This window comes from Pseudomonas sp. W15Feb9B (assembly GCF_000828175.1).
Lineage (GTDB): Bacteria > Pseudomonadota > Gammaproteobacteria > Pseudomonadales > Pseudomonadaceae > Aquipseudomonas > Aquipseudomonas parakoreensis.
In genome coordinates, this window is sequence record NZ_JTKF01000001.1 from 38,768 (window position 1) to 63,661 (window position 24,894).

General features: G+C 55.7%; 24 protein-coding genes. 10 read left to right on the forward strand and 14 right to left on the reverse strand.

Features of this window, described 5'->3' with window-relative positions; all coding sequences use genetic code 11:
- Window positions 1-17: 17 nt before the first annotated feature.
- On the reverse strand, window positions 18-404 hold the full coding sequence (locus tag OC71_RS00125) for a DUF6124 family protein (protein WP_041062394.1): 387 nt from the start codon (window positions 402-404) through the stop codon (window positions 18-20).
- A gap of 736 nt (window positions 405-1,140) precedes the next feature.
- On the opposite strand from OC71_RS00125, the gene OC71_RS00130 reads away from it, so the two are divergent.
- The gene (locus tag OC71_RS00130) at window positions 1,141-2,262 is read left to right on the forward strand and encodes a DUF3800 domain-containing protein (RefSeq protein ID WP_041062399.1); all 1,122 of its coding nucleotides are present in this window, start codon (window positions 1,141-1,143) and stop codon (window positions 2,260-2,262) included.
- Between the two features lie 335 nt (window positions 2,263-2,597).
- Here OC71_RS00130 and OC71_RS00135 read toward each other — a convergent pair whose 3' ends face one another.
- The 8 genes from OC71_RS00135 to OC71_RS00170 all read right to left on the reverse strand — a co-directional run bounded on the left by OC71_RS00135 (window position 2,598) and on the right by OC71_RS00170 (window position 9,072).
- The gene (locus OC71_RS00135) at window positions 2,598-3,878 is read right to left on the reverse strand and encodes an ImmA/IrrE family metallo-endopeptidase (protein WP_041062402.1); all 1,281 of its coding nucleotides are present in this window, start codon (window positions 3,876-3,878) and stop codon (window positions 2,598-2,600) included.
- A gap of 242 nt (window positions 3,879-4,120) precedes the next feature.
- Window positions 4,121-4,414 (reverse strand): hypothetical protein, encoded by a 294-nt coding sequence (locus OC71_RS00140; protein WP_041062405.1) that lies wholly within the window; start codon window positions 4,412-4,414, stop codon window positions 4,121-4,123.
- Window positions 4,411-5,034, reverse strand: a complete 624-nt coding sequence (locus OC71_RS00145; protein WP_052510562.1) for a hypothetical protein — start codon at window positions 5,032-5,034, stop codon at window positions 4,411-4,413. The genes OC71_RS00140 and OC71_RS00145 overlap by 4 nt, the downstream gene beginning before the upstream one ends.
- Entirely contained in the window at window positions 5,031-5,939 is a 909-nt protein-coding gene (locus OC71_RS00150; protein WP_218186285.1) for a pentapeptide repeat-containing protein, read from the reverse strand. Before OC71_RS00150 ends, OC71_RS00145 begins: the two co-directional genes overlap by 4 nt.
- Before the next feature lie 350 nt (window positions 5,940-6,289).
- Window positions 6,290-6,607: a hypothetical protein gene (locus tag OC71_RS00155; protein WP_041062408.1), complete on the reverse strand. Its 318-nt coding sequence runs from the start codon at window positions 6,605-6,607 to the stop codon at window positions 6,290-6,292.
- Between the two features lie 552 nt (window positions 6,608-7,159).
- Window positions 7,160-7,729, reverse strand: a complete 570-nt coding sequence (locus OC71_RS28325; RefSeq protein WP_052510563.1) for a hypothetical protein — start codon at window positions 7,727-7,729, stop codon at window positions 7,160-7,162.
- Between the two features lie 155 nt (window positions 7,730-7,884).
- Entirely contained in the window at window positions 7,885-8,346 is a 462-nt protein-coding gene (locus OC71_RS00165; RefSeq protein WP_041062411.1) for a hypothetical protein, read from the reverse strand.
- Between the two features lie 294 nt (window positions 8,347-8,640).
- Window positions 8,641-9,072 (reverse strand): type II secretion system protein N, encoded by a 432-nt coding sequence (locus OC71_RS00170; protein WP_041062414.1) that lies wholly within the window; start codon window positions 9,070-9,072, stop codon window positions 8,641-8,643.
- Between the two features lie 132 nt (window positions 9,073-9,204).
- Between OC71_RS00170 and gspH the strand changes: the two genes are divergently transcribed.
- Together gspH and OC71_RS00180 are read left to right on the forward strand one after the other, a co-directional pair.
- Entirely contained in the window at window positions 9,205-9,657 is a 453-nt protein-coding gene (gene gspH / locus OC71_RS00175; protein WP_041062417.1) for a type II secretion system minor pseudopilin GspH, read from the forward strand.
- Window positions 9,654-10,262: a prepilin-type N-terminal cleavage/methylation domain-containing protein gene (locus tag OC71_RS00180; RefSeq protein ID WP_041062419.1), complete on the forward strand. Its 609-nt coding sequence runs from the start codon at window positions 9,654-9,656 to the stop codon at window positions 10,260-10,262. The genes gspH and OC71_RS00180 overlap by 4 nt, the downstream gene beginning before the upstream one ends.
- Window positions 10,263-10,561: 299 nt before the next feature.
- Here OC71_RS00180 and OC71_RS00185 read toward each other — a convergent pair whose 3' ends face one another.
- Genes OC71_RS00185 through OC71_RS00195 form a run of 3 tightly spaced genes read right to left on the reverse strand, consistent with a single transcriptional unit; the run spans window position 10,562 to window position 12,745 of the window.
- On the reverse strand, window positions 10,562-11,500 hold the full coding sequence (locus OC71_RS00185; protein ID WP_041062421.1) for a FecR family protein: 939 nt from the start codon (window positions 11,498-11,500) through the stop codon (window positions 10,562-10,564).
- 31 nt (window positions 11,501-11,531) lie between these two features.
- Entirely contained in the window at window positions 11,532-12,083 is a 552-nt protein-coding gene (locus OC71_RS00190; protein WP_041062424.1) for an RNA polymerase sigma factor, read from the reverse strand.
- Window positions 12,080-12,745: an STN domain-containing protein gene (locus OC71_RS00195; RefSeq protein ID WP_041062427.1), complete on the reverse strand. Its 666-nt coding sequence runs from the start codon at window positions 12,743-12,745 to the stop codon at window positions 12,080-12,082. The genes OC71_RS00190 and OC71_RS00195 overlap by 4 nt, the downstream gene beginning before the upstream one ends.
- 207 nt (window positions 12,746-12,952) lie before the next feature.
- Between OC71_RS00195 and OC71_RS00200 the strand changes: the two genes are divergently transcribed.
- On the forward strand, window positions 12,953-13,267 hold the full coding sequence (locus tag OC71_RS00200) for a hypothetical protein (RefSeq protein WP_041062430.1): 315 nt from the start codon (window positions 12,953-12,955) through the stop codon (window positions 13,265-13,267).
- 253 nt (window positions 13,268-13,520) lie between these two features.
- On the opposite strand, the gene OC71_RS00205 is transcribed toward OC71_RS00200, so the two are convergent.
- Window positions 13,521-13,961: a carboxymuconolactone decarboxylase family protein gene (locus OC71_RS00205; RefSeq protein WP_041062432.1), complete on the reverse strand. Its 441-nt coding sequence runs from the start codon at window positions 13,959-13,961 to the stop codon at window positions 13,521-13,523.
- Window positions 13,962-14,276: 315 nt separating this feature from the next.
- Between OC71_RS00205 and OC71_RS00210 the strand changes: the two genes are divergently transcribed.
- The 4 genes from OC71_RS00210 to OC71_RS00225 all read left to right on the forward strand — a co-directional run bounded on the left by OC71_RS00210 (window position 14,277) and on the right by OC71_RS00225 (window position 17,681).
- On the forward strand, window positions 14,277-15,710 hold the full coding sequence (locus OC71_RS00210; RefSeq protein WP_041062435.1) for a PLP-dependent aminotransferase family protein: 1,434 nt from the start codon (window positions 14,277-14,279) through the stop codon (window positions 15,708-15,710).
- A 123-nt stretch (window positions 15,711-15,833) separates the two neighbouring features.
- Window positions 15,834-16,127: a putative quinol monooxygenase gene (locus OC71_RS00215; RefSeq protein ID WP_003225668.1), complete on the forward strand. Its 294-nt coding sequence runs from the start codon at window positions 15,834-15,836 to the stop codon at window positions 16,125-16,127.
- A 197-nt stretch (window positions 16,128-16,324) separates the two neighbouring features.
- Entirely contained in the window at window positions 16,325-16,726 is a 402-nt protein-coding gene (locus tag OC71_RS00220) for a cupin domain-containing protein (RefSeq protein WP_041062438.1), read from the forward strand.
- 241 nt (window positions 16,727-16,967) lie between these two features.
- Complete coding sequence (locus OC71_RS00225) at window positions 16,968-17,681, forward strand: hypothetical protein (protein ID WP_041062440.1); 714 nt, start codon at window positions 16,968-16,970, stop codon at window positions 17,679-17,681.
- A gap of 206 nt (window positions 17,682-17,887) precedes the next feature.
- On the opposite strand, the gene OC71_RS00230 is transcribed toward OC71_RS00225, so the two are convergent.
- The gene (locus tag OC71_RS00230; RefSeq protein ID WP_041062444.1) at window positions 17,888-22,783 is read right to left on the reverse strand and encodes an NAD-glutamate dehydrogenase; all 4,896 of its coding nucleotides are present in this window, start codon (window positions 22,781-22,783) and stop codon (window positions 17,888-17,890) included.
- 505 nt (window positions 22,784-23,288) lie between these two features.
- Between OC71_RS00230 and OC71_RS00235 the strand changes: the two genes are divergently transcribed.
- On the forward strand, window positions 23,289-23,642 hold the full coding sequence (locus OC71_RS00235; RefSeq protein WP_041062446.1) for a hypothetical protein: 354 nt from the start codon (window positions 23,289-23,291) through the stop codon (window positions 23,640-23,642).
- A gap of 290 nt (window positions 23,643-23,932) precedes the next feature.
- A complete protein-coding gene (locus OC71_RS00240; RefSeq protein ID WP_003218556.1) occupies window positions 23,933-24,892 on the forward strand; it encodes a MoxR family ATPase in 960 nt (319 codons plus the stop codon).
- The last annotated feature ends 2 nt before the right edge of the window (window positions 24,893-24,894 follow it).

The window sequence follows — 24,894 nt, forward strand, 5'->3', positions numbered from 1 at the left end:
CCAGAATTGACACCAGCTTAATCAGCAGGTGATCCCGAGGTCTGCTTCACCGGCAATTGCAAATTATCCAACGCCCGATTCACCGCCAACTCCCCGAGCATGATCAACTGCGCAATCCCCAACAACGTCCGACGCTGCGAAGCCGGCAACAGACTGGCGACGTTCTGGGCAATGGTTTGGGCCGAAGCGAGAGTTTCACTGGCATCAATCAGCAGTTCTTCGTTTTTATTGTCCGCAGTCACGGCATACATTCCGCGGGTTCTACGTGGGGGCGGCGTAGAGCCGGGCGGACAGAGGTAATGGTCGAGCGCACGGTCGGCGGCTTCGTGGAGTTTTCTGGAATCGATGGATTCGTAGGGCGAAAACGAGTCGGTTTCGGGCGGGTTGGGAGTTGGTTTGATCATGGTGAAGCTCCATTTTTATACCTGGTGGAACCACCAATACCTGTCGCTAAACAAGTAAGGGTGGCAGCTGTACGCGGGTTAGCGAACCGAGAGGTATAAGACCCGGCAGACCCGAAGGTCTCCCACGCACAGCCACCATATCGTCATCGCAAATGTATGCGACAAACTGGAGCGTCGTTGAACTTATACCTGGTCAGGTCGCTAAACCCGGTCGCTGGGTTGCCAGCGACACGTAGACGATAAAGACCAGGTACAAAGCGCACAAGCCGGCGGATTCTGGCGTAGCTGTAGGCAACGGCGCAAGGGTGTGTAGCCTGAGAGAGTGTTTGGAGATGTCTTTTTAAACGTTGGCGTTTATCGAAACCTTACAGCGGCACCTCCATGAGGTGGGGAGGCCGGCCAGATGATTCTCAGATTTATTTTCTGGACATAAATCAGTTCCCTTTTTCCACCCACATCTTGCTTATTAAGAGGTAAAAGTGTTTCCACATCAAATAGATGGAGCTACGGAAAACTCTCGTACGAGATGACCTTGATTGAGTTCCGCTATGCAAAAAATAGCCTTGGTGATCTTCGCGATAGCGAACCTCGGCATGACGCGAGGCCGTTCATGAGGCTTATTGGCACCTGCAATTGAGATAAAGGAACTGAAATTTAGAGGAACGGTAGTTGACGCCGGGCAATCCCGAGGCAATGCTGGCCATTAGCCAATCGCATGAAGCTGAAGGGACTCTAGATGAACGAAATTGCAACTATATCTGAAGAAGCCGAAGAGCTAGATCAGACCCAATCAGTTATTACCAAAGACTTTGAGGTTGAGAAGCAACGCGTGTTATCTGCAATATCTGGCAATAGCCCTAAACGCTTGGTAGATCGAGTTGCTTGGATTCTGAATCACTACACCAACGCCCGCGACTCAGATATCGCTTGCCAGCTACACTACTGGAGAACATTCCAGGGAGATCTTTATAGCGGTGGAAACATTCTGCAGGAAAACTACCCTAAACTCGAACGCTTAAACAATGTCACCCGAGCGCGGGCAAGAGTGCAGAATGACCTTAAAATGTTCATTGCATCCCCTGAGGTTAGAAAACGCAGAGGAAAACTGGAAGAGGAAGAGAAACAGCGAGCTCTTGATGAGCGCCCCACCTTTCCAATATATTGCATATATGCGGACGAAAGTGGAAAGACGAGCAAATATCTATTGGTCGGTAGCGTTTGGGTGTTACGGAGTTACGAAACAATAAAAATAACCAATGCCATCATCCAAAAGAAACAATCCATGGGCTTTAGAGGCGAGATGCATTTCAAAGATATAAACAAGGGCAACTTAGGTGTCTACTTGGAGCTTTTGAATGCCATAATTGAAAACTCATCTTCAATCTCATTCAAGGGTATTGGCGTCCTCAGGAGTGGCCTAACAAACCTCGACGACACATTAAACAAGCTCTTCTATCACATGGTCATCCAGGGTATTAAGGAGGAAGATAGATCAGGACGAGCAGTACTTCCGAGAAATCTACAATTTCGCAAAGATTCCGAAGAAGAGTCTAAAGATAGGCTGTCAATGATGGAGATTGAGCTGCAGCTAAAGAATGCGGCAAAATCTATTTTTAACGACCGCCTGTATGTTGACGTAGTTGAGGCTGAGAACTCTGAAAGATCCCCGCTTATGCAGATTGCGGATCTTTTTGTAAGCTCAATTTCGCGACATTTAAATAAAGGTGAAGGCGCCGAGGGGCCAAAGGACATCTTTGCAAAAAAATTCCTTCAATCATTTGGTGTGAATACAGACTCCCAAGAGCTTGATGGCTTTAGCGATTGCGTCCGTTTCTCCCAGCCTAAGGATCAACGGTAATAATAAGTTAATTCATAGAGCGCTACGGAGCGGCCTACGATTAACTCAGGTGTCAGCGTCCACTCAGAGCTCGCATCGGGGCGTAAGTGAGTGGTAGACGCCATTACAGGTTGCCAGCACAGAACTCTTGGCGCATTGTAATTTGCGATAGATCATTTCGGAGCGGCTTAAATCAGCAGCCCAGGAGTAGATGGCAACTATCGTTCAAAAGCTTGCACCAATGGTAATCTAAAAGCACAGAGCATTTATCCAGCCCGTGGATTTATAAAGTCTCTTTACAGTTGTTTATAGGCTCTATTGCGCTATTTTTAGATTTTTTAACTCAAATTTTTAATTCAAGCCTCTACTAGATGACCTAATGCTTTCATTCGTAATCGAATCGCTGTCAAAGACACCTTAAAATACCTACTCAGCGCCGTCGCGACCATCCAGAAGTTATTAACATTGTCACGCTGTCCATCCAGATACAAAACGCCATGCCCCCGGTTTCGAATTCCATGGTGTTTAATCAAAAGCCCTAGTGCCATGTTGAATTCATCCCGGGGCATAAGCAGACATGAGGCAAAAGTATTTGCCTGCCACTCAAGTCGCTCCACTTCCCCCTTTGGAATATTGATGGACTGGCTTTCATCAATATCTCGAGCCTGAATGCTCTCGCGAGTCATATATCTTCCATGTTCAAGAAAGTAGTGCCCCAGCTCATGAGCTAGCGTAAACCTCGCCAAGTGTGATTGTTCGTCGGCGGTGAAAATTTTTATTTCAACAGGCCTGAAGGTAATGCTACCCAGAGCTGAGCAATTCTCCGCAAGAAAGCGTACAACCAAACCATTGGTATTTCTCTCGTGTACAACAATCTTATTCAAATCTACATCGCCCTTGATATAGGAGATCGACTTCAATACACGATCAGCCAAGTCTTCAAGGTTGTTTTTTGAGATAAATGCAACGCGCGGCTTGGCTGTAGGTACAAGTGGATGGATTAAACTCAGTTCATTTTCACTAAAGGCAGCTTCAAAACTGAGCCCTTTCCAAATACCTTCCCACCCATCCGTGTAACCAGAAGGAGTCACCGCGTAGGCACTGTAAATAGTGGGTCTAAAGTCTGGATGTGTCAGAGCGTATTCAATTTCCGCTCGCTTACGCGAGTTTGCGCTTTGAGCTCCTGTCAGCAGCGCACGAGGAAGCTCCCACCGAAACTCAGATTGGTCAAAATATCGCAGAAGACCGAAGCCTTTATTTCGCGCTATGTTGAACGTACCAGACTGAAACGCGCTCATGGAGGCGAAAATTCCTTTGACGTTGAAGCCGGCAACCTGACTGACCTTGGAGCTGAATTCTTCAATGTCACATACGGGAACAGACCCGCTGTAGTTTTTACACTCGATTATTACGATCATCGAAGGTTTCTCGAAACCCGGCAGGAACACCTCGATCGCAATATCAAAGATGATGAAATCTTCTCGATCGCGCGAGTAATAGCCTTTTTTTCTGTAAATCTGACAGTGCTCAGGTCGACAGAAGAAGCGGCCCTCTTGGATCTCACGAGACAGGAACTGGAAAACCTGCTCTTCAAACTTGTCGCCCTTGGCGTAAGTGCTTAGCTTTTCACTTTCCATATTTACTTAAAATGTCGCTGATTGAACTCTGAGAATAACCGATGGCGCAGGCGAATTTTCTTTCCGCACTACTGTTTTTTCACAGTGCATTTTTGAGGGGGCTCGTGAGCGCTTGCCTAGTAACCCAAGTGAAGTACGAGCAGGGCTATAGAGGTTTTTTTTGGCAGTGAGCTGCTCATTGGAAGAGTCAGCTTTTAGCCGTTTTCTGCCCTCCACGAATGGCGCAAATCGGTCAAGAGCACTCATACGATATTTACGATCCTAGCGATTCGTTGAGTCAATTTGAGAACTTCTACCGATAGAAGGCGATACTCATCCGTAACTTGTTCCTGACTCTTGTTGGCTAGGAAAAAAAGTTTATCGGCCGACTCGCAGATTGCACGGGGCAGATCGGCGGCGGGATCAATTCCATTGACACGAACCCAACGGTCAATTGCGCCACTAGAGAGACCATAAAGCTCCTCCTTCCAGATCCCGCGATTAACAAGATTAAGAATTACGCGCTGAGCGTCAATTCGATTGTTGAATTCAATCATGGCGACTGCTGGCTCCGTAACGCTTCCATCCAGCGTGGAACGATGGCGACTGCGTTGATAGCAGCGACGACTTCTTCATGCGTGATGTTTTCTCCATAACCTCGTGTCGATAGTAATCGCGCGCGTGTCAGGATGGAGAATGCTTGGGGGTCGATATCGAGGCTTGGCAGCACCATCAGAGGAGACTTCCTCGAGAAGATGGGTTGTCCGAGGGAAAGCGAATGACAGGTTGCGAAATTTCGGATGGCCAAGAATATGCAGGATAGGTGAAAGGTCGCACTGTTCGAAGACTGCCTCAATTCTTGGTAAGAGCGGTTGAAAAGCTTTTGGAATTTAGTGCAGTCTCGGACATCCGCGATGTAACGCGCCGGCTTCCCTAGGTCGTTCAGAAAGTCCGTGCCATCCGGGGAGAAAAGTAACCTCGACTCTAGATGCAGGTGCCAGGCAAACGGATTGCCTTCTTTCCACAAAGCCTGAATTCGCTCATATCGATACACGGAGTATTTTTCGTGATCAATCTGCTCTGCTGGGCCGCCGACGCAGGCCAGTAGATCGACATCTGATCCTAGGTCAATTTCCCCCCGGCAGATGGAGCCGAAGGCGTATATGTGCATGTTCATCGCCGACCAAACCTTTTAACAAGAATAGCAGTGAGAAATGCGAATCCAACCAGACGCGTAGCAGCAATAATCGATGAGAACCAAATTGGGTAGGCGTGCGGGGTGGCTATGCCGAAGAACACTCCAGGAGAGGCCGCGAGGCTAGTGAGATAAGCAGTCAGATCCCAAGGATTGCCGAAGTGATAAGTATCATAGAAAGCTATTAGGAGATGAACTACTACGATCGCCCGCAGCAGCTTAAGCGTATTCTCGCCATTGCCCCAGATGGCATCTAGCACTCTGAACTCAAACCATTTGATGAACTGTGGCACCTTTTTCCAACCCGGATACTTATCCCGGTAATATGTCTCTCTTGATGACCAAGATTTTTTCAGATAGCTCGATGTAGCTTCCAACTCGTGTGAAATCGCTCTGTTGACAGCTTTGGCATCGCCGATTTGCTGAAAATTCATTCGAAGCGATCTGGCAAACCGCATTTTCAGGTTTTCCTCACGCGGTGCCTCCCGCTCAAGGATGTCGTCGTCGATTTGGCAACGCTCGAAGACCGCATACTCAAACTTGCATCCGGAGAATGCGGACTGATGGAAATTACAGCCAACGAACCGGCAGCCGGTGAAGTCGCAGGAATCGAAATTACAGTTATTGAAGTAACAAGCGTCGAAAACGCTATGCTGGAAAGAGACCTTCCGAAGCGTCTGTTTCTTGGCGTTTAGCCTGACATACACCTTGAACGCATAGTCTTTAGGCTCGTTCTCTACATTCCTGCTGACGTAAAGATCAGTGATGACTTCCCGGTTACCTGGCAGCAGTGCCTCACGAGGCTTTCTCTGCACGATACTGGTAACCCCGTCCGTCCTTAGTGCCTCGACGCTTGCGTTCTCTGAGGGTGGGTTCTCGTCCATCATGTTCAGCTTATGCTGCCCTTATCGCTCTATTGTTGGAATGCATAGTGGCCTAAATAGCCGGTGTTTCAAAGCTCCATGGAAGTCCTGCAATTATCAACATTCGCGGGCAGAAAAATTCCGGATGACGCGGCTTTCAGGAGCAACAGCCCTATTGCGTGCTCGTGATTTTCGATGGGTTGCTTTGGGTCAACTGTGGCCCGCCGCGTATCCAGGCTGTTGCGAATCAAGTATTGCGGTGTCGTAGCAAGATACACCGCTCCCTGGGCTTCCCGAAACAAAGGGGACTGATTTATTTTTTGGAAATGAATTAGTCCCCTTTTTAGTCTTTTTATTCCTATTTTTAGCAGCTATTACAAAATACTTTGCTGCTCCTTCGCAACTTGATTATTGAACACTAAAACCAAATAATCATAACCTGGATCACCAGCGAGATAATAAAAACTTTCACTCCCTACGGCAGCCAAAAAAAACATTCCTTTAACCTGATCAACATCTACGCACACCGGAAACTGACCCTTATAAGTAACTGTTATTCTCTCAGCCCAACCGTAGAATTTTCTAAGCTCCCTCTCCAGACTACCAGTATCATGAGATGGAAATGGACGTATTATTTTTTCTTTATCCGCCGTAATAATTTCCGCATCAAAAAACAAACCATGCGTTGCCATACCGACTCCCTCAAGATAACTCTTCGACAATTCAAAATTACGAGTTTGTACCAGAAAAAACTTGACACCTTAATAGCTTAGCACCTTTCAAGCTCATTCATTTCGTGCACAACAACGAAGCTCGAAACTAATTATTATAATCGCTCAAATTCAACACTATAATAATCCATATTTCTAGCGGCTTTCCAGACATCAAAATATCCGGTAGAGCACGCATGCTTGCCTTAAAAGGATCGTTCAATACGCTCAGTTGCGAAAGACGTACAAATCCCTCTTCAAAAAAATCACGAGGCTCGTTCATGTATTTAAAGAGCTGTTTCAACGACACCTCTACTTAGCATCTCATAGAACACTTTAAACACTTATACTGCCAAACACCTTGAAATGCTTTTATAACTTTTATAACTTTTATCAAATTAAATCAGGTAACAAAGATAACAAAGGGCACCAACAAAGAGGACTGAATTGTTTCTTGCGGACAATTCAGCCCCCTTTTTCTTTTTTCTGATACAAATTTTTCAGATGGATTGGCGTTATTTTTCTTGTGTGAGCTCATGGATTGACATCTTTGTTTAGCTCCCATCTGCGAGATGTTGTGCCGGTTAGTTTTCGGCTTAAAACTTTTTTCTCCAGTTCAAGCTTTTTCAAAATTGTGAAGGCATATGAGGGGTTCATATTTAGAGTTTGACTAAGCTGCATAGTTGTGGCCGGACTATCTTGAAGGAAGTCTATAATCTGATCGCTTCGCGAGAGCGATGCGGCTTCGTTGATAGTGTTTACGACGGTTGTTTTCGCCTTTTCTATTTCTTCTCTGGAAAGTACTCTGCCTTTTTTATTGAGCTCCGCAAAAATCTCTTCGATTTTTAACGAGACAGTTTCTTTCATTTTGTTAGCTTCAAGATAGTGATTTTGGTCTTCAAAATCACTTGGAGCATACAGTACGGTATTCTTGTAGTAGAGGACGAAAAAAAACAAGGCCACTATTCCCGACGGAAAGGCTATTACAAAATAAACAAAAATTTTTTGTATTTCCAGTGGCAGCTTTACTAGTGCAACACATGCGAGTGTTTCGGCCAAGCCTGCGAAAATAGCGATGATTGTAAGTGGGTTGGTGACTTTCATAAGAGCCCGGCCTCGAAGGGGTTGTTAAAAAGCAGGATGATGCTCTTTCAAGACGGTATCAATATCCGCTTCTACCGGAGCAGTCGCTTACTATAGCCAGCAAGAAAAACCGAATCATATCAAGATAGAGCCTTGAATTAATCTTTTTAAAAAACTCATAGTAAAGGCTGGTCATTTTTCTCAAAAATCATCTTTTGAAGTGCAGATATTTGCGACGTAAAAGCCTCATTGCGGGAACGAATAATATCGTTTAAATAGATGATTTCATCTCGATATTGTTTGCGGGAACTTTCAGCATAGCTAGCTGTTAGATTGCTCGACGCATCATTCAATACGTTTTGCAGGGGCTCCATATCTTTTTTATGCATTTCTTGCAAAGATTTTATCTGTTCCATGACGATGGCAGTTGTACTTTTCTTAGCATTCGCAGCCTCAAGTTCCTTTGAGGCCCACAAGTAACCTACTCCTCCGCCGCCAATAGAAATGACGACAAAAATAGCTATCAAAATAACGGCTTGCGAAAATGACCATCTACTATCCTTTACGACAATCCGATAGCTGAGATAAATAACAAGTCCTAAAAGACCTAGATAACCAAACTGTAGAAAGCCAGACATCCAATTCAATCCCTTTGAGCGGCGCTCAAGCGCAGTGATATACCATGCTGGAGGGCCTAGATTTGAGCCGTGTAACATTACCAGAGAAAATGTAGTGGCGCATTGACCTCATGCACAATGTAAAGCAGCAGTGTTTACTAGTCGTCCTATAAGCGTGCTAACGACTCCTTTTGGCCGAAAGCGGACAGCCGCGACATGCTTCTTCTGGTTGGTCCAAAAGCAACCAAACTCATCCCCGTCGATCCAGTACCCCGGCACTCGACTGAAACGCCAAAATAACTGCCACCGCCCAATTCACGGCCTAACCAACCTAGGCATCTCCACCCCCTCCCCCAACCTCTCCCCCCCCAACCTCACCCTCTCCCCCCCCTGCTCAATCACCACCCCATCCCCCTCCACCGCCACCAACTTCACCCCAGGCCCCACCCTCTCCCCCTGCAAAAAACTCCGCGGCGGGCCATCGTTCAAACTCAAAATCGCCACCGCCCCGCGACTCCCCGCCATCACCCCGCTCACCTTGATGTCCACCGGCGCCGTCTGGTTGGAAAACCACTGCAGCGCCGGGCTATCACTGCGTGCCGCGAGCATTTGCGGGGGGGCTGGTGGGGTGTGGGATTCGGCGGAGGTCAGGAGTAGCGACGACCAGGTCGCGACGCCGACCAGGGCGGCGAGCAGTGCGAGGGCCTGGACGGTTTGCGGGGGGGAAATGCGGGTGGTGAGCATCATGGGCTGAATCTCCTTTTAGTCCCTGCTGACAGGCTACGCGGCAATTCTCACGGTTTTATTTCACACGTCTTACATGTTGGCCGTGCAGGATGTTTTTTTGGACGGGGCAGGATGCAACGGAGTGCGCAACCGATGAATGTGGGCAAGCAACAGGGTTTTACGCTGATCGAGCTGATGGTGGTGCTGGTGATCATCGGGATCGCGAGTGCGGCGATCAGTCTGAGTATCAAGCCGGATCCGCTGCAGTTGCTGCGCAAGGACGCTGAGCGTGTGGCGCAGTTGCTGCAGGTGGCGCAGGCGGAGGCGCGTGCGGATGGTCGGCCGATTGTTTGGGTGAGTGATGGCAAGGGCTTTCGGTTCAGTCGGCGCAGTGACAGTGGTCGGGGGTTCGAGCATTTCCAGGATGACCCGCAGTTGCGGCCGCGCACCTGGCAGAGCCCGAAGCTGGAGGTGCGGGTAGAGCCGAAGCAGAAGGTGGTGCTCAACGCCGAGTGGATCAATCCGCCGCTGCAATTGACCCTGTCTGATGGGCTGAATCGGCTGAGTGTGCTGCGTGATGCCAGTGGCAGGATCAGTGTGCAATGAACGATCAACGGGGCTTTACGCTGATCGAGGTGATGGTCGCGATTCTGCTGATGGCGGTGGTCAGTCTGATTGCCTGGCGCGGGCTGGACAGTGTGACGCGGGCGGACAGTCATTTGCAGGCGAGCAGTGAGCAGAGTGACGGTTTGTTGCGGGCGTTGAATCAGTTGCAGCGTGATGTGGAGATGCGCGCTGGGGTTGAATTGACCGAGCCGAAGAAGGCTGGCGTGGACGATGAACCGCCGAGTGCGCCGCCTGCGCTGACGGTGCGAAGCAGTGACAGCAAAGGGTTTCGGCTGGACATTATTCGCCGTGCGGCGGATCAGCCGGGGGCGTTGCAGCGGGTGCGTTGGTGGGTCAAGGGGGATACGTTATATCGGGCGGTGGCTGAGGCGCGCAGTCGGTATCCGTTACCGGCGCCTGGAAATGGAGTAGCGGTGTTGCAGGGGGTGAGTGATGTGCAGGTGCGGGTTTGGGAGGTGGATAAGGGATGGCGGCAGTTGAGTGGGAATCGGCGGGAGGATCCGTTGGGGTTGGAGGTTCGGTTGACGCGGGAGACGGCGCAGGGGGTGGAGCGGTATCGGCAGGTGATGGGGCCGTTGGAGTGAGGCATGCGGGTTATGCCGATATCTCTGCGTATCGGAGATTTTTGTAGGAGCTGCCGGAGGCTGCGATCTTTTGATTTTGATTTTGTAAAAACAAGATCAAAAGATCGCAGCCTTCGGCAGCTCCTACATGGGATTGGGGGCAGTCAGTTGGGGATTGGTTGGTTGTGAGATCGTCTTCGCGAGCAGGCTCGCTCCCACAGTTGGATTGGGTTTGGTCAGTTGGAGGGGGGTTGGCTGTTAGGGCGTCATCGCTGGCAAGCCAGCTCCCACAGGGGGTGGTGGGGTTGGAGGGATTGGGGTTAGCTGAGGACGACGACGCCGCCGGGCAGTTCAGTGCATTTGACGCCGTAGGCGTCGCGGATCAGCAGGGCGACGCCGGCGAGTTGGTCGAGGCTGAAGCGGGCCTGGACGCGGCGTTGGCCGAGTTCGCGGTTGAGCAGTAGCAGCATGCCTGGGCGGTAGCGGTTGATCTCGTCGATCATCTGGCTCAGGGTTGCGCCGTTGAATACCAGCACCTGTTGGCGCCAGTTCATTACTGCTGCGGTGTCGACGCTTTGCACTGCGCCCACTTGCTGCGCGTCGTAGGTCAGTTGTTCACCGGGCTGCAGGCGCAGGCTGTGGCCATCGACATTGACGTCCACCGAACCATCAAGGCATGTCACGCACACTTGCTGATCGGTGTTGCGCAGGTTGAACCGCGCCTGACTCGCCCGCAACCACCCTCCTCCAGCCTGCATCGCCAGCGGCAGCCGCGCGGTCTGCACTTCAACCTCGCCGCTGACCAGTTCGAACCCCTGCACACCGTCGTCGCCGGCGCGCTGGTTGATGCGGGTCTGGGTGTTGAGTTCCAGGCGCACGCCGTCGGCCGGTTCGAAGCGTTTCTGCTGGCCGACTTCTGTAATGTAATCCGCACCGAGCCCTTCAAAGCCACCCGGAATCGTGCCGCGCACCAGCAGGAACGCCGCCGATGCCGCGATGGCGCCACCGAGAAACGCCCGCCGACCGAAGCGCCGAGGCGACTGCAGCCTTTCAGCGGCAGGCTGCAGGTTGTGCCACAACACCTTGGCCTGCTCGAAAGCCTGGGCATGTTCGGCGCTCTGCGCGCACCACTGGCGCAAGGCGCGGGCGTCGGCCACGGTGGCGCGGCCGGAGGTCAGCAGGACCAACCAGTCGTGGGCTTCGCTGTGCAGATTGTCGGCCGCCGATGGCTTGGCAGGTGTCAGTCGAAAGATGTTCAAACGCGCAGATTCTCAACGAAATGATCGGGCACTATTCAGAAGACGGTTTTCCGGCCCCGCGACCGAACCGCTGAAACACTTTTCTTTCCAGTTTCGCGGCGCAGAAGCCCAACGCGGCTTTGATTTCCTTCTCGACCATGCGCGTGGAGATGCCGAAGCGCTGGGAGATTTCCAGGTGCGGCGCCTCCTCCAGTCGCGCCGCGATGAAGATTCGGCGACGCCGCGCGGGCAGCTCGTAAAGGGCGCTGAGCAGCGACTGGATTTCCTTCTGCCCACCGACCACTCGCGCCGGGTCCAGCGCCTCGTCGCCGACTTGCAACAGCTCTTCGACTTCCTCGCCGGTGAGCAGGCGCGCATCGGCCTGACGGCGGTCGGCGGCGATGTTCAGGGCCATGCGATAGAGGTAAGCGTTGGGTCGCAGCAGGTTGGGCGGCGTTTCCATGCGGTCGACCCGCAGGTAGGTTTCGTGCAACACGTCGTTGGCCAGATCTTCCGAGCCGAGACGGCGTCGCAAGCGCACCCGAAAGTCCTCGTAGGACGTCAGGAACAGCTGGACCATCGAACCTTGTCCGGTGTCTTTCATCCCCCGGAAACTCCTTCCCATTTGGTGCATTCCATGCGTTTCCCTGACGACTCCGGTAACAACAGCAACGTGACCGGCTGACGCAACGCGCTGGGCGTCGGCCGGTCGATCCTGAAATTGCGAAAGCTCTCCACCAGCGCGGTATCGCGCCGTACATCACCGGTCGAAGTGACCAACCGGTTGTGCTGCACCACGCCGTCGCGCCCGACCCAGACCTGCAACACCGCGCGATAACTGCCCGGACGAGTCAGTGCCGAACGGCACAGGTTGCGCTCGATCGCCGCTTGCACCGCAGTGGCGTAGCTGCGACTGACAGCGGCACTGGCCGGGGTGGTTTTGTCCTGGGCCGATGGCACGTCTTCGACCTGCGCCACTTGCAGGGTGAACGCGTCGTCGCGGGCATAACGCGCCATCAGGCCACTGCCGCCGAGCAAACGGCGCAAGGCGTCGGCAGCGGTGTATTCGCCATCGACCGCCAACGAGCGCCGGCCACGACTCAACTGACTGTCGACCAGCACCGCCACCCCGGTGGCATGGCTGTACTGATCCAGCGCCCGGGCCAGGTCCTGCGCCGGAATGTGCAGGGTCATGCGCAAGTCCGCCGGCAGCGGTTCGGCGGTCGCCCCGCCGCTGAACCAGCCAAACAGCAGCCCCAGACTCACCCGGCGCACGAGAGTCGCTGAACGCTGAAGACCGTCCCTGGAACTGCCTCGCTGCACGGCTGACGTACCCCTGAAAACCGTCATCCTGATGGCTGTTTATGAATCTGGTGTGACGGGCGGTGCAAAAAAACCATCACGGGATTCGCTCAAGGCTTGCACTAGACTGCAAACAGACAACGGCCGCTTCGGGCCGGCCAGGAGGCTTGCATGAAATCACTGTGGAAAATCGCCCTCGGCGGGCTGCTGCTGAGCGCCTTCGCCAGCGCCCACGCCGAACAGCCGTTGGGTTGTGTGGAGGTGACGGTGGGTGGCTACAAGGCGCCGAATTACGACTGTCTGAGTCAGCAGATGGGCAACAATCCCCAGGGTGCGGCCGCCGCGCAGAAGAATCAGGAAGCGCTAAATGTGCCGGTGAACAAGCGGCCACCGAATCAGGTCGGGCTGGCGACGCCGGCGGCGACCAGTACGCGGATGGGGAATACCTTCGGGACGTCAGTCAAACCACAGCGCCCACCGAATTAGGAAAACATCAAAGTCAAAAGATCGCAGCCTTCGGCAGCTCCTACATGGGATCGAATATAGGAGCTGCCGAAGGCTGCGATCTTTCCACCGAACTGAAGACTAAACGTTGTGGCGAGGGAGCTTGCTCCCGCTGGGGTGCGTAGCGCCCCCAAATCTGCCGAACCGGTTTTCACTGACAGACCGCATGCAAAGGTTTTGCGACTGCTGCGCAGCCGAGCGGGAGCAAGCTCCCTCGCCACAGGTTATGTGTACGTCAGTCGCTTGGGATCTGGCGGAAACTTACCGCCAGACGATTCCAGCTGTTGATCGTGGTGACGGCCATGGTCAGATCCACCAGTTCGGCCTCACTGAACTGTGCTTTGGCCAACTGATAAACATCGTCCGGCACATGACTTTCAGCCAACAACGTCACCGCCTCGGCCCAGGCCAACGCGGCGCGCTCGCGGGGATTGAAAAAGCCGCTGTCGCGCCACACCGCAATCGCATACAAACGCCGTTCACTCTCCCCGGCGCGCCGCGCATCCACTGAATGCATGTCGGTACAGAACGCGCAGCCGTTGAGCTGCGAGGCGCGGATCCGGATCAGTTGCAACAGTGGCGCCTCGATGCTCAGGTCGCGGGTCAGCGCTTCCATGGCGAGCATGGCCTTCATCGCCTTGGGTGAGGCGTTGTAATAGTCCAGACGCGGGGACATGGGCAGGTCTCGGAGTGCGGGATAGTGGTTTTACGGTAGGCGCTGATGCGCCGGCGTTACAGCCCCAATTCCACGAAAAACCGCCACACCACTGAAATCCCGGCCCCACACATTTCCCCTGTAGGAGCTGCCGTAGGCTACGATCTTTTGATCTCGCTTTTGCTTATAAAAAATCAAAGTCAAAAGATCGCAGCCTGCGGCAGCTCCTACAGGGATGGTGACCAATTTCGGGTTTTTGTGCTGCGCAACTACTGCCAATCACGCAACAGCGGTAATCTGGCCGACACCCCAATCGCCCCCCGGAGCCGCGTCGGTATGGAACTTCACGTCGTGATCAATGGCCGCAAGGACCTGGCCGGCCAGTTGTATAACCAACTGCGCGGCGCCATCGAGTCCGGGCGTCTGGCCGCCGGCACCCAGTTGCCGCCCAGTCGCTTGCTGGCCGAGCAGCTGGGGATCTCGCGCAAGACCATTTCCGACACCTACGCGCAGCTGACTTACGAAAACTTCCTCACCGGCGTCATCGGCAAAGGCACCTACGTCAACGCCCGTCCGGCGCAGATTCAGCGCAAGCAAAGCCACACCGAACTGGCCAGCGCCGAACAGATCGAGCGCTGGCGCAACCTTCCGATGTTCCTGCAGCACCCGACGCTGGAAGGCTCGCTGCGTTACGATTTTATCGGCGGCGCCACCAGCAAGGGCCAGTTCCCGCATGACGACTGGCGCCGTTGCGTATCGCATGCGATGCGCCAGATGGCCGGCTCAAAAGGCTTCTACAGCGTCCCCGAAGGCTTGCCGGCACTGCGCAATGCGATTGCCCGGCACATCGCGTTTTCGCGCGGGATCAACGGTCGGGACGAGGACATCGTGGTGTGTAACGGCGCGCAGCAGGCGCTGGATCTGATCACCCGCGTGCTGATCAGCCCCGGCAGCCGAGTGGCGATGGAAGACCCGGGGTATCCGCCAGCCCGCCTGCTGTTCGGCAGCCACGGCGCCGCAGTCAGTGGAGTTCCGGTGGATGCCGAAGGCATTGTGGTCGAACAGATTCCCGAGGGCACGCGGCTGATTTACGTCACCCCGTCGCACCAGTTTCCGCTGGGCATGCCGATGAGCCAGGCGCGCCGCGAGGCGTTACTCGCCCGGGCGTATGAACTGGGCGCGATCATCATCGAGGACGACTATGACAGCGAGTTCCGCTATGAAGGCCGGCCTACGGACTCTCTGTTCAGCCTCGACCAGCGCGGGATCGTTGCCTACGTCGGCACCTTCTCCAAGACCCTGCTGCCGGAGCTGCGCCTGGGTTACGCGATTCTGCCGCCGGCGATCCTCGAAGCGGTGATCCGCGCGAAAAAGCTCACTGACCAGCACGCTTCGACCTTGCCGCAATGGGCGCTGGCCAAGTTCATTGCCGAAGGTTGCCTGCTCAAGCACATCCGCCGCTGCCACGCGATTTACGCCCAGCGCCGCGAGCGGATTCTGGCGCGCATGGCCACGGATCTGTCGCCGTGGCTGGAGGCGATAGCGCCCAGTGCCGGGTTCCACATGGCAGTGCTGTGCAAGGTGCCGGTCGATCTGGCGCTGGTGATCGAGCTGGCGAGAAAGGTCGAGGTCGGGTTGTATCCCATCGACATTTTCTATTATCAACAGCCGGTGAGGAGCGGCCTGTATTTCGGCTTCGGCGCCATCGAAACCCTCGACATCGACACCGCTCTGGATCGCCTGCGCGACATTCTGCAACAAGTGGCGTGAATGATTGGTCTGCGCGATTAACCGCCGATTGGTTATTGGTGATCAACCGGTGCGGGCCTATTCTGCATGGGCGTTATCCCTCAATGAGCAGGATTCGTCCGGCCTGATTCAGGAGAGTGAGCAATGTCCAACGAAGTGATCAACACCGTCCAGGTGCGCGCCGCCGCCGGCCGTTCGGAAGAGCTCGGCCGGCAGCTGCAGAAGATCGTAGACACCCTGCGCCAGACCCCGGGCTGCGACGCCTATATGGTCGACCGCTGCCCCGAGGACAGCCAACGCTGGACAGTGAGCGCACGCTGGCAGTCGGAAGCGGCGATGCAGGCGCACTTCAACCGGCCCGAGGCGCAGGGGTTTATTGACCTGATCGATAGCCGTCTGGCCAATAGTGTGGATTTCAACAGCTTCCCCATCGTCTGACCGGACGCCTTCGCGAGCAAGCTCGCTCCCACATTTGGAATGCGTTCAACTGTGGGAGCGAGCTTGCTCGCGAAGACGTATTCAGCTGCACCGCCGAACGACTGATTGGTCACCCGATCTTCCCGAATATTGGCCGTTTGCATGCCCCACCGCGCAGACTACTGTGGTCACCACCCCTCCCCAACTGGTGATCGAACATGAAAGCCCTGCACCTCTTCACCGCCATTCTCGCCCTGTCCATGTCCGCTGCCGCCTTGGCCCACGACCCATCCGAAAAAGTCACCGTCCTGCAAGACCAGATGCTGAAAAACGCCCCCGGCAAGAAAGCCATGATGATCGAAGTCGACTACAAACCCGGCCAATCCTCGATTGCCCACAAACACGACGGTACCGCCATGGCCTATGTGCTAGAAGGCGAAGTGATTTCCCAGGTCAAGGGCGAACAGCCGATCACCTACAAGAAAGGCCAGTTCTGGTACGAACCGGCCGGCTCCGAACACCTGGTATCGAAAAACGCCAGCAACAGCAAACCGGCGAAGTTGCTGGTGTTCATGGTGTTGGCGCCGGACGAACAAGTGCTGATCCCTTTGAAAAACTGATGGTTGTTGGCACAGCCATAAATAAAAAGGCGCAAAACACTGTTTTGCGCCTTTTTATTTCCCGAGGCAATTAACCGATTTGCCTTAAAGCCAATAAAACTAATGCATTGCCACAACACGGAAAATTGTCAGCTTATTTACAGGTTGGCGGGTTTAGTCTGAGTCAACTGTCGTGCGCCTTTGACAAACAGCCGCGACAACTATGACGTTCCGACTGAAGTTGCTTCACGGGAGACTCACCATGAAACTTGCGTTTGCCAGTACCTTGGCGATATCGGTTTTAGCTTTGTCCGCCTGCTCAGTACCCACCGCGCCGAAAGCGGTTTCGTCCCTCGATACGCTGTTCACCCAACCGGTTGGCCGCAGCAGCGCCGCCCAGGTGCAAAGCGGCCCCGGCGTGTCACTGGGCGTGGTCTACAGCCCCAGCACCCTGACCAACCGCGAATACCTGCGTAACTATCAAGCCAACGCCGGCACCGGTTTCGGCCAGAGCCTGCTGGTGCAGCCGATCCATGACGCCTACGTCAACACCTCGAAACCGGACATGGCGGTGGATTGGGTCAAGGCTTCGCTGCAACGCCAGTTCGGCTCCGTCACGGTGTACCCGGACATGCAGAGCCTGCGCGCGGCGCATCCCGACGTGGTGGCGATCATCGACACCCACAGCCAGTTGATCACCTCGCGCAGCTCCGACATCAAGGCTGATGTGAGTGCGGATTTTTATGATGCGAAGTTGAACTACATCGGTACAGCAAAAGGTTCTGAAGCGAAAGAACTGACGCCAGTTTGGGCCGACTTCAAAGGTTCGGACGAGATCGTCGCTGATATTAATCAGCAGCAGGATGTGCAAGTTCGGGCGCTGCAGAAGTTTGATCAGTCGCTGAGTAATTTATTGACCAGACCGACAGATAAAGTGTCGATGCTGGATAACAAACAAGCACCTGACTTGTATTGAAAGTAAGGCCCTCATCGCTGGCAAGCCAGCTCCCACAGGATTTGTGGTGACACTCAAACCCTGTAGGAGCTGCCGAAGGCTGCGATCTTTTGACTTTTAAAATCAAAAGATCGCAGCCTTCGGCAGCTCCTACAGGGAGCGCATCAACGATGCATAAAAAAGCCCCGGTATCTCACGACACCGGGGCTTTCTCATTCAACCACTACTCAGGCCGGTTCAAGCTCGGCATTCGCAGCAGCCGCAGGCACCACCGCTTGCCCGCTCAACGCGAGGTCCAGCAGCTCACGGTTGGCCACGGCATACATGGCGTAATCAGTGCCGCTCGCAGCACGGATTTCCACCAGCATGGCGCGCCAGCGCTCGATCATGCTTTCGTGCTGTGCCATCCACAGCGCCAGGCGTGCTTCCACGTCCTGGGTGCCGTCGCCCTGTTGCAGGACGGAGATGGTGATCGCACGTTGCTGCCAGTCCACATCGTCACGGAACGCTTCACGGGCCAGGGCCTGCCAGTTGTTTTCAACCGGCAGCGCGCTGATCTGTTGCAGGTACCAGGTGATGTCCAGCGCACTGCCCACGGCGAAGTAGGCCTTGGCCACTTCGGCCGGATCCTGGCCAGTGACGTCGGACGCTTCGATGATCGGCAGCAGCGTGTACAGGTGCGAGGTACCCGCCACCATACGCGCCAGCAACTCCGGCACACCGGCCGCGACGTACGCCTGATAACGCGCCTGCCAGTTTTCACGGATTTCGCCGCTCAGCAGTTCGTCGAGCTTCAGGCCCAGCTCCTTCAGGTGCGGACCGAAGTGCGCGACATCACGGGCAGCGTTCTGCTCGTTGCGACGGGCACGCAGGAACCAGCGGGTAGCACGGCGGCCCAGACGCATCAGTTCGTCCATCAGCTCCAGCTGCACGTCAGCGGAAACCTGGTAGTCCAGCGCTTCGATCTGACGGAACCAGTGCGGGAGGTGGAAGATGTCACGCACGATCACGTAAGCGCCAGCCACGTTCGCCGGGCTCATGCCGGTCGACTCTTTGAGTCGCTGAACGAAGGTGATGCCCATGTGGTTGACCAGGTCGTTGGCGATCTGGGTGCTGACGATCTCGCGCTTCAGACGGTGACGACGCATGGCTTCGGAGAACTTGCTGACCAGGGTCAGCGGGAAGGCCGTTTCCATGTCGCGGGTCAGGTAGTCGTCATCCGGCACCAGCGAGTTCAGCAGCTGTTCCTTGAGGTCGATCTTGCTGTACGAGATCAGCACGGACAGCTCGGGACGGGTCAGGCCATGGCCTGCCGCAACGCGCTCGTTGATCTGCTCTTCGGTCGGCAGGAACTCGATGGCACGGTCCAGCTTGCCACGGCCTTCCAGATCGCTCATCAGACGCTTGTACTCGGCAATGCGCTCGTAGGCACGACGCGCCGCCAGGGACAGAGCCTGAGTCTGCTTGTAGTTGTTGCCCAGCACCAGACCACCGACTTCGTCGGTCATGCTCGCCAGCAACTGGTTGCGTTGCTTGTCGGTCATGTCGCCGGCCTGAACCACTTCGTTCAGCAGGATCTTGATGTTCACTTCGTGGTCGGAGCAGTCCACGCCACCGGCGTTGTCGATGAAGTCGGTGTTGGAACCGCCGCCATTGAGACCGAATTCCACGCGACCCAGCTGGGTCATGCCGAGGTTACCGCCCTCGCCCACGACTTTGCAGCGCAGCTCGTTGCCGTTCACGCGCAGTGCGTCGTTGGCCTTGTCGCCCACGTCGGCATGGCTTTCGCTGCTGGCCTTGACGTAAGTGCCGATACCGCCATTCCACAGCAGATCCACCGGCGCCTTGAGCAAGGCGTTCAGCAGTTCGGTCGGGGTCAGCTTGTCGGCCTTGATGTCGAAGCGTTCTTTCATCTGCGGCGAGATGGCGATGCTCTTCGCGCTGCGCGAGAAGATACCGCCGCCTTCGGACATGATGCTGGTGTCGTAGTCGGTCCAGGCCGAACGCGGCAGGTCGAACATGCGCTGACGCTCGACGAAACTGGTGGCCGGGTTCGGGTTCGGATCGATGAAGATGTGCATGTGGTTGAACGCAGCAACCAGTTGCAGCTTGTCGGACATCAACAGGCCGTTACCGAATACGTCACCGGCCATGTCACCGACGCCGACCACGGTGATGCTGTCTTCCTGGACATTGATGCCGCGCTCGCGGAAGTGGCGCTGTACGCCGACCCACGCGCCCTTGGCGGTGATGCCCATTTTCTTGTGGTCGTAACCGGCGGAACCACCGGAAGCGAACGCGTCGCCCAGCCAGAAGCCGTAGTCGATGGCGATGCCGTTGGCGATGTCGGAGAAGGTCGCAGTGCCCTTGTCCGCTGCCACCACCAGGTACGGGTCATCGTCGTCATGCCGCACGACGTTGGCCGGCGGTACCAGCGCGCCGTCTTTCAGGTTGTCGGTGATGTCCAGCAGACCGGAAATGAAGATGCGGTAGCAGGCGATACCCTCGGCCGCGATCTCGTCACGGCTGCCGCCCAATGGCAGACGACGCGGCAGGAAGCCGCCCTTCGCACCCACCGGCACGATGACCGAGTTCTTCACTTGCTGGGCTTTTACCAGGCCGAGGACTTCGGTACGGAAGTCTTCTTCACGGTCGGACCAGCGCAGACCACCGCGCGCAACGTTGCCGAAGCGCAGGTGCACGCCTTCGACGCGTGGCGAGTAAACGAAGATTTCGAACTTCGGTACCGGCTTCGGCAGCTCTGGAATTGCGTGCGGGTTGAACTTGAAGCTGAAGTACGACTTGTTCTGGCCGTTGGCGTCAGTCTGATAGAAGTTGGTGCGCAGCGTGGCTTTGATCAGGTCCAGGTAACGACGCAGGATGCGGTCTTCGTTGAGCACCTGAACATCGTCCAGTGCGGTCAGAATCGCCTGTTCCAGACGCTGTTGCTTGTCTTCCAGATCATCACTGCCCAGCTTGCGCGCCAGGTAGAAACGGGTCTTGAACAACCGGGTCAGCTCGCGAGCGATGTCGGTGTGGTTGTTCAGGGTGCTGGCGATGTAACCCAGGTCGAAGCCCAGACGGATCTGCTTCAGGTAACGGGCGTAGGCGCGCAGCAGCGCCACATCGCGCCATGGCAGACCGGCGGTCAGCACCAGACGGTTGAACGCATCGTTCTCGGCATCGCCACGGACGATGTGGACGAACGCGTCCTGCAGGGTGTCGTTGAGTTGCTGGATATCCAGCTCCAGACCTTCGGCTGCGGTGAACGCGAAGTCGTGGATCCAGAACTCGCGGCCATTGGTGTGACGCAGACGGTACGGGAACTCACCCAGCACGCGCAGGCCGAGGTTTTCCAGAATCGGCAACACGTCGGACAGCGCCAGCGGGGTGTCGGCGTGGTACAGCTTGCAATGCAGCTCGCGCTGACCAGACACCTGGCCCAGCGGCTGATAGAAGCTCATCACCAGCGGATTTTTTTCGTTCAGGCTCAGCAGGTGCTGCATGTCGACCACGGCCGAATGCGCCGCGAAACGCTCGCGGTAACCTGCCGGGAAGCCTTTCGGGAAATCCGCCAGCACGTTGGTGCCGTGGGCTTCGCCGAAGCTTTCGACGGTCAGGGCGGCGTAGTCGTCCTGCCAGCTGCGGCAGGCCTGTACCACTTCTTTTTCCAGCAACAGCGGGTCGATGTCGATGCGGTTCTTCGGATCGACACGCAGGATCAACTGCACGCGAGCCAGCACGGACTCGGAGAAGAAGGTCCAGAACTCGCAGTCGGTGGCCTTCAGACGCTCCATCAGCACCTGCTGGATCTTCTGGCGCACTTCGGTGGAATAGATGTCGCGCGGCACGTAGGCCAGGCAGTAGCAGAAGCGACCGTACGGGTCTTTGCGCAGGAACACGCGGATCTTGTTGCGTTCCTGGATCTGCACGATCGACATCACGGTGCTGAACAGTTCGTCGACCGGGGTCTGGAACAGGTCGTCACGCGGCAGCACTTCAAGCACCTGCGCCAGTTCCTTGCCCAGGTGAGCCTTGGACTGGAAGCCGGAACGGCGTTCGATTTCTTCGACCTTGCGGCGGATGAACGGGATGACCCGCACGCTCTCGCCATACACCGAGGAGGTGTACAGGCCCATGAAGCGGTGTTCCTTGATGACGTGGCCGTCGGCGTCGATTTCACGGATCGACACGTAATCCGGGTAAGCCGGACGGTGTACGCGGCTCGGGTGCGCAGCCTTGGCGAACGACAGCAGGGTCGGTTCGCGCAGGTAGTTCACCGCGTAGTCTTCGATGTGCCGGTCTTCGTTGGTCAGGCCGGTGCGCAGCAGCTTGGTCAGACCGAGGAAGGAATTCTGGTCGTATTCGATATGGCCGCCATCGGCCTGATCGACAACGGTGAACTCTTCGTAGCCGAGGAAGGTGAAGTGGTTGCCCACCAGCCATTCCAGAAAGCTCTTGATTTCGCTCTTTTCGTCGGCATCGACGGCGAATGCGCTGTGATCGAGCTTGGTGAGGATCTCCTGCACCTTGGCCTTCATCGGCTCGAAATCAGCGACCGCGACGCGCACTTCACCGAGCACTTGCTCCAGCTCTTTGCTCAGCACATTCAGTTCGGCCGCGTTGGCGCAGCGGTCGATTTCCAGGTACATCAGCGACTCGTGCAGCACGCCTTCGCCGGTGCTGCCCTTTGGCAGGATTTCCAGCAGCTCGCCCTTGCTGCCACGACGCACGCTGAGCACGGTGGTCTGCAGGGTGTGGATGCTGTAGCCGCGACGGTTCAGCTCGGTGCGCACCGAGTCGACCAGGAACGGCAGGTCGTGGTGCAGCACTTCGACCGCGGTGTGGGTCGACTGCCAGCCATGACGCTCGTAATCGGGGTTGTAGACGCGCACTTGCGGTTGCGCGTGATCGAAGCGCTCAAGCAGGCGCCACGCGGAAAGAGTACAGCCAGCGAGGTCGGAGAGGCGACGTTGGGTCAGCTCGTCCAGGGAAATGATGCCGAAGAATTGTTCAGCGAACAGCGCCACTTGTGGCAGTGCCTGTTCACTGATGTGCTGCGCCAGTGCCGCTTGCAGTTGGTGCTGGAAGTCGGCTTTGCTGGCTGCGGTGAAGAACGCCATCTGTGGTACTCCGCTTAAGCTTGTTATTGATGGAAAGCGTCGCGTGCAACACCCCTTGCGGGGCTTGTGTCGCCCTGTTCCTGAATCTCGGGCAGAGGAAACAGGGGGACAGGTGGGTGAAGCTGGACGAGACACTCAGGTCACATTCACCTTCCATTGAATGGGCATCTGCAAAAACGACTGTCGAGGCTGCCGACAATGCCTTTACGGGTGCTCATCCGTTGCGCAGCTTAATGGGTGCGACAATGTGTCTGCTTGCGGTGCTGCGACATATTCGGTCATTGGCACGTAAACCAAGGCTTTGGCAACGGTAAACACTAGCATTCATGGCGGAAAACGGCGGCCTGAATACCCGTATTTACGGTACATCTGTGCCAGAAGTGACCTTTGACCTGTGTCGCGTTCACGACACATCCTCTGACACTCTCACATGCAGAAATTCCCAAGGGCTGGCAGAATCGCGCCCAATTGCGACCAACACGCCCGCCGAGGCAGGAATTCCCCCATGCAAATGACCACCGCCCTACTGATCGTCAACCCATGCGACGACGAAGAGGACAACATGGCCATGCTCTGCTGCCATAGCGACAAGGGCGATATGTTTCTGATGAGCCGCTATCCGGACGAGGACGAGTTGGAGATCACTCTGGATGGCGAGCCTTCGACGCTGGACGGCGTAAAGGTAACCCTGAGCAAAACGCAGTTGAAGATCGAGATCGCGGCGGCGGATGCCGATGCGCTGAATGGCGATGATGTGCTGGAGATTACCTTCAACCCGGATATGGTTGATCTGGCTGAAGTTGAAGAAACCCTGAAGAATATTCTGGATGGGACTGGCACCTACATCAGCCAGATTTAAGGGTGCCTGAGCCGGCCTCTTCGCCGGCAAGCCAGCTCCCACAGAGAGCGATGTGTTGCATAAATCGCATTCGCACCGCTGATACCTGTGGGAGCTGGCTTGCCAGCGATGGGGCCAGAACTGCCACCTCACCACTCCCCTGCTACAAAATTCCAACAAATCCCCCAGTCATTTCCCGCACTTTGCGCAAAATGCCGTTAGTCGCCACCCCCCTCGATGGATTAAAGTAACGCCCCCAGCCCCGGCGTTATCCGAACGCCTGCGGCCACCCTTTCCAGGAACAGTCACCGATGGAACATCGTGAAGCGCTGCTGGCGCTGCGAACCTTTCTTTCAACGCAGATTCTCGGCCAGGAAAAACTCATCGAGCGTTTGCTCATCGCCCTGCTCGCCGACGGCCACATGCTGGTCGAGGGCGCTCCGGGTCTGGCCAAGACCAAAGCGATCAAAGAACTCGCCGAGGGCATCGAAGCCCAGTTCCATCGCATCCAGTTCACCCCGGACCTGCTGCCGGCCGACATCACCGGCACCGAGATCTATCGCCCGGAAACCGGCAGTTTCGTGTTCCAGCAAGGCCCGATCTTCCACAACCTGGTGCTGGCGGACGAAATCAACCGCGCCCCGGCCAAGGTGCAATCGGCGCTGCTCGAAGCCATGGCCGAGCGTCAGGTCAGCGTCGGGCGCAGCACGTATGAACTGTCGCCACTGTTTCTGGTGATGGCGACGCAGAACCCGATCGAGCAGGAAGGCACCTACCCGCTGCCGGAAGCCCAGCTCGACCGCTTCCTGATGCACGTCAAAATCGGTTTCCCGGACGCCGCCGTCGAACGCCGGATCCTGCAGCAGGCCCGTGGCGAAGCGCTGAATGGCGAAACCAAGCCTGAACGCCGGGTCAGCCAGCAGGCGATTTTCGCCGCGCGCAAGGAAATCCTCGGTCTGTACATGGCGGACGCCGTAGAGGAATACCTGGTGCAACTGGTCATGGCCACGCGCACCCCGGCCAAGTTCGACCCGGAAATGGCCGAGTGGATCGCCTACGGCGCCAGCCCGCGCGGCTCTATTGCCCTCGACCGTTGCGCCCGGGCTCACGCCTGGCTGGCGGGTCGCGATTTCGTCAGCCCCGAAGACATTCAGGCGGTGCTGTTCGACGTGTTGCGTCACCGCATCATTCTGTCGTTTGAAGCCGAAGCCGCCGGCATCGATCAGGATCGGGTGGTGCAGCGGATTCTCGACGTCGTAGCCGTCGCTTGACC